This is a genomic window from Kaarinaea lacus (genome assembly GCF_975902315.1).
On sequence record NZ_CDLKIE010000363.1, the window covers coordinates 1 to 4955 of the forward strand.

Sequence of the window (4955 nt, forward strand, 5' to 3'; positions counted from 1 at the left end):
TCACAGTGTCGCCCACCGCCGGATTAATTACTTCCGAAGATGCCACCGCGGCCACCGTGAGTCTGGTGCTGGATGCACAACCCACGGACACCGTGTCCATTAGTGTCACCAGCAGTGATACCAGCGAAGGAAGCGTGGCGCCTGGTAGCTTGCAGTTTGATGCAGCGAACTGGGATACGCCACAGACCGTGACGGTAACGGGCGTGGATGACGCGGACGTGGATGGCGACATCGCCTATAACGTCGACTTTGCCGCGCAGAGTAATGATACAAACTACAACGGGATAAGCATTGATTCGGTCTCGTTAACGAATCAGGACAATGATGTGGCACAGCCACCACCGACCACAAATTATCAGTTATTCATTGAGCCAGGTACGCTAGATATTACTGCCAGTGAAATTTCCGGTAACGGAGCGACAAGTTTTCCTGTCTGGGGTTATTCCACTAGTAATTCGTTACCCGGTGTGTCGCCTGGCCTTGTTCTGGAAGCCGTGGTGGGACAAAGCGTCAGTGTCGAGATTATTAATGATCATATTCTCGATCACGCGTTTGAGGTGGTCGGATTACTGGCAAGTACCAACATTCCCTCAGGGGAAAGTGTTACCGTGAATTTTACGCCAACAGAAGCGGGTGTTTACCGTTATGGTGATCCTGATCCTCGCAGCCGGGCCATGGGTATGTTCGGCGCTGTTGTAGTAAGGCCGGCCGATGGATCAAATACGGCGTGGACCAATGGTCCGGCGTTCGACCAGGAGCGTACCTGGGTCGTAACGGATATGGATGATTCCTGGAATCGTACGCTATGGTTTAATCCGGTACCGACAACGTATGAACCCAACTATTTTCTATTAAATGGTATGAATGGTTTTGCCGCCAAACAGGATGCTGCGTCAACACTGCAAGGTGTAGTGGGTGAAACGATATTGGTAAGGATTATTAATGCTGGCCAGTATGACCAATCCTTGCATTTCCATGCCAATCATTTCCAGATCATTAGCCAGGATGGCGTTAAGGTGAATGATATAGCTGATGCTCCCTGGGTAACCACGGTTAATGTAAAACGAGGCTCTACGGCCATAGTGCTTTATACACTGGATAAACTCGGTACGTATCCGGTACATGTTCATTCAGCCAATATGGAAACGGGCAATGGCGTTTACCTGAACGGTACAGCAACTTTTATTATTGCACAGTAGGTTGTAAGGAATGATGAAGCGAAATAACGCCAGCCAATTAAAGAAATATCTGCAACGATACGTCGCCGCGGGCTTGTTATTGTTGGCATCCAATGCTCATGCAATTGATGTAAGTGGGGGTATCACGTTAGGCGTTATGCCAATGACCAAAACATTGGGTGGTAATGATATTACCTTCTGGGTTTATTGCGTCATGGGTTCTACTGAGCCTGGTGGATGTATGAACCTGCAGTTACCCGGCCCGACGCTGGAGTTGGGTGTTGGTGCGCAAGCGAGTGTGACATTAATGCCTGGCATGATGGCCACTGAACCGGCGCCTTATGACGGTCATACCATTCATTTTCATGGACTGGACGTGCCACAGGGTGAAGATGGCGTACCTGAAACCGGTGCCTCCACCAACGGCGACACTTATACCTTTAATGTTGATAGCCGTTATGTAGGTAGTCATAAGTATCATTGCCATGTACACACTGTGAAACACCTGGAGATGGGGATGTATGGTGCCTTCATAGTACGTGCGGTGGATGCACAGGGTAATTTTGTTAATACCATTAACGAAGGCGGGCCGACTTATGATTTTGAATGGAACTGGGTATTAAGTACCGTTGATCCTCGTTATCACACGGCCGTCGGTGACGATCCCGTTTTTGCCAGCTATGTCCCACAGTATTTTCTGATTAACGGTAACGAAGGCTTGACCAGGGCGGCGCCTGCTGAAACTCTGGCGGCAACCGTGGGAGCGAATGTTGCCATTCGGCTCATGGGATTGCATTCGGTAAATTCCACCTTTCAGATCCTGGATAGCAATGATGTTCCCCAGGAGTTTGTATTACACAATATGGATGGCTTCAAACTCAATACGCCGCGCACCGTAACTGAAATCGAAATATCGCCCGGACAAACCCGGGATATCATGATCACCTTGCCGGCGACTCCCGGTACCCTGTTTCCGGAAGTGACTTATCGTCGATTGCTGGATGATTCTGCCTATTCCACGGTGTTTACCGAGCTTACATTTAATTGATGCTTTGTAAATTGCTATATATTCAGCAAGTTAAAGGTTTCCGCGTTTTTCAAATATCCCTCTTTCCAGCGTCTCCTTAATTAGTGAGAAAGCTTTAATCACTAATTCGGTGTCTGTTTTATCTGGCTAACGCGTTTGGCAGGCACATAATAGAAGTAGCAGGAGATCCACAATGAACAATAAATCCCAATCCTTATTCTTTTTGTCATGGTTATCGCGCTTATGCAGGTCATGGTTACGCCCGGTGCCAGCCATTGCATTGACACTGGTGATCGGTCTCAGTGCCTGTTCCAGTGGTGATGACGGTGGAAGCGAAGTTATGAACCTGGATATGGCCATTCCCAACAGTTTGACGGGCGGCCCGGCGGGCGTGTTGATTGCTTCGCCCACCGGTGTACAGGTAACTGGTGTTGATACAGGTGCACCTTGTGCTTATCAAGGCCCGGACGATGATGATGAACCGTTTCGTAACGGTTATGAAATGACTAAATTCATGGTGTCAGCCGTTGCCGCGTGGACTTGTTGGGCGGATGCCTTAATTGAAATATCCGGTTATGTTCCTCACGATGGGCAAATTTATGAGACCGATAACCATACCGACGATGAAGGTTATGAGGCTGATGAACCGACGCATTTTAGTGTCGTCGATAATTCAGATACACAGACGACTATCAATATCTACTACGGATATGATCGTGATGTACCACCTTTAGTCAGTGATGATCCCCAATTTTATATTTCATGGAATGAGGATGTGAATGGCGATATACAGGGTCGCCTGATTATTGATGGTGCCAATATTGATCCCGAGAACCGTGATCCAGAAGATCCGGTTCTGATGCGTATGGATTTCGATTACACAGCGACGGAACAGCTGGTTGATATGTACTTGAAGTTTGACAACGGAAATGAATGGGCTGATGGTTTCCGTATTGAAGTGAATAAAGATTTAACAGCCAATCCTTCCGAGCAGGTATTTACAGCGCGTGGCATCATTAACATGAAGCGCCAGTTTGTCGATGTCGCTGGCATTACTGAATTACCCATGTTGCGTATGTATACCGTCTCCGACCGCGGCGGTGAAGGTGCAGCAATCGCAGAGTTTGAGGATGTTGCCATACCGTTAGAGCTTAACGCAGCAACGAACAATCATCTGGGTAACTATCTATTTGATAAGCTCGATACGTACTTCTTTGACGCTGATCAGACGGTGAATGAACCCTGGGACTGGATCCACAAGACTTTTTCTTTTGCGCAGTATCTTGGTGACCGTACCACGCCGCCAACAGGTGGCTCATTCTTCCCGGTATTTAATCCTTCTTTGGACTTGATAGTAACAGAACTCGGCTTACCTGATACCTATTTCACGGGTAATGAGTGTGCAAACGTTGGTGATGACTGCGTCGATTTATTAAATGCGATTTTCCAGGATGGATTTGCAGATCAGGAGCCAAACCAGGGTGCTGATCCTGAAGACTGGCGTAGTGTTGCGCTGCAAAATCCAGATTACCTGGACACGGTATATCCTAATGAAATGAACTGGGATGGTGCATTTGATTTCGAATTTACACCAACACCGTAACAACTAAAATTGTACGCAACAAAAAAGGGAGAGCGATGCTCTCCCTTTTTTTATCTTTCAGGCATAAGTTAAGTTATCTGTTTCTGTTTAATTGATCCATACTCTTCAAGCATCTGTAATACAGTAAGTGCGACTAACAGCCCACCGGCTATAATGGCATTCCAGGTCGCAGCGATTTCTGATGCGAAGCCAAATAGCCAGGGTGAAACGATTAAGATCGCCGCGGCGATCAGGTTTACCCATTCTTCCCACGGTTGTTGATTGGCAATACCCAGCTGCGAAACAAAAAATACTACAGTAGCGACTGCAATCGTGGTCAAGCTGGCAGTAGGGTTGGAGAAGAAACCTAAGGCCAGGGGAGACACTAATAGCCACAAACCGATGACCAGTTCAATAGAATCTCTCCATCCGGAACCAATGCTACTTTCTTTACCCATATGAAGTCTCCTTTGTTTTGAACAAAGTGGATGAGTGACACGTACTCTGTGTTTTTGAGAACGGTGTCATTGAGTACGACTAACAGGGGTAGGACGACTGATGAGCTAACTGCCCCAACCAGCCCAGCTAGGTGTGAGCGAAGTAAGAGAGGCAATAATAGTGTGGCAGTAAAGAGCAGTTAACTCACTAGCTAGAATATCGATAAATCGTTTAAATGGAAAGTATCGATAAAATAAGTGTGGGAATTAGAGGGAATCTAAAAACGGTTATATTACAAACAGTTGAAGTGGCTATAAGTTGAGTTAATTTCAGCCATTGAAAATTTCAGTGCAGGTTAGTGGGTTTTTACCTTGGTGGTGCCGCAACGAGAGCATTTGTACAACGTTACTAATTTGCCACTTTTCACATCAAACTGTTTGTTCTGTTCAATGACCCATTTGTGGAAACCATTCTGGCACAACGTTTTGCCTTTGTGTTTTTCCTTCAAGGAAGGCTTTTTAAATTTTATCACTTCACCCATAGCGACTATCTCATATTACTTTGTTGTGAATTTCTTTTGTAGCACGAAGTCCATACCGTTCACAATGGGGTCGTCAGGCTCGATGACGACGAATGTTGGTTTTACAGGGAACAGGTTGAGAGAATCTGTTTGTTCGCGCGAAACCCGCAATTGATATTTGCCGGCGACAATCTTGTCGATAAGATAAAA

Annotated in this window: 4 protein-coding genes; 3 read left to right on the forward strand and 1 reads right to left on the reverse strand. The window is 46.5% G+C overall.

Going from position 1 to position 4955, the window contains the following annotated elements:
• The 3 genes from ACWVCM_RS11855 to ACWVCM_RS11865 form a co-directional block, all read left to right on the forward strand.
• The coding region (locus ACWVCM_RS11855; protein WP_455201963.1) for a multicopper oxidase domain-containing protein at nt 1–1199 on the forward strand (1199 nt) is incomplete at its 5' end.
• A gap of 10 nt (nt 1200–1209) precedes the next feature.
• Nucleotides 1210–2226 (forward strand): multicopper oxidase domain-containing protein, encoded by a 1017-nt coding sequence (locus tag ACWVCM_RS11860; protein ID WP_455201964.1) that lies wholly within the window; start codon nt 1210–1212, stop codon nt 2224–2226.
• A gap of 172 nt (nt 2227–2398) precedes the next feature.
• Nucleotides 2399–3808, forward strand: a complete 1410-nt coding sequence (locus ACWVCM_RS11865; RefSeq protein ID WP_455201965.1) for a hypothetical protein — start codon at nt 2399–2401, stop codon at nt 3806–3808.
• Between the two features lie 68 nt (nt 3809–3876).
• On the opposite strand, the gene ACWVCM_RS11870 is transcribed toward ACWVCM_RS11865, so the two are convergent.
• Nucleotides 3877–4245, reverse strand: coding sequence for an SPW repeat protein (locus ACWVCM_RS11870; protein ID WP_455201966.1), 369 nt, complete (start codon nt 4243–4245; stop codon nt 3877–3879).
• Between the last annotated feature and the right edge of the window lie 710 nt (nt 4246–4955).

Coding starts and splice junctions, on each gene's coding strand:
- ACWVCM_RS11870 (WP_455201966.1), bottom strand. CDS start 4,245: ATGGGTAAAGAAAGTAGCATTGGTTCCGGATGGAGAGATTCTATTGAA.
- ACWVCM_RS11860 (WP_455201964.1), top strand. CDS start 1,210: ATGATGAAGCGAAATAACGCCAGCCAATTAAAGAAATATCTGCAACGA.
- ACWVCM_RS11865 (WP_455201965.1), top strand. CDS start 2,399: ATGAACAATAAATCCCAATCCTTATTCTTTTTGTCATGGTTATCGCGC.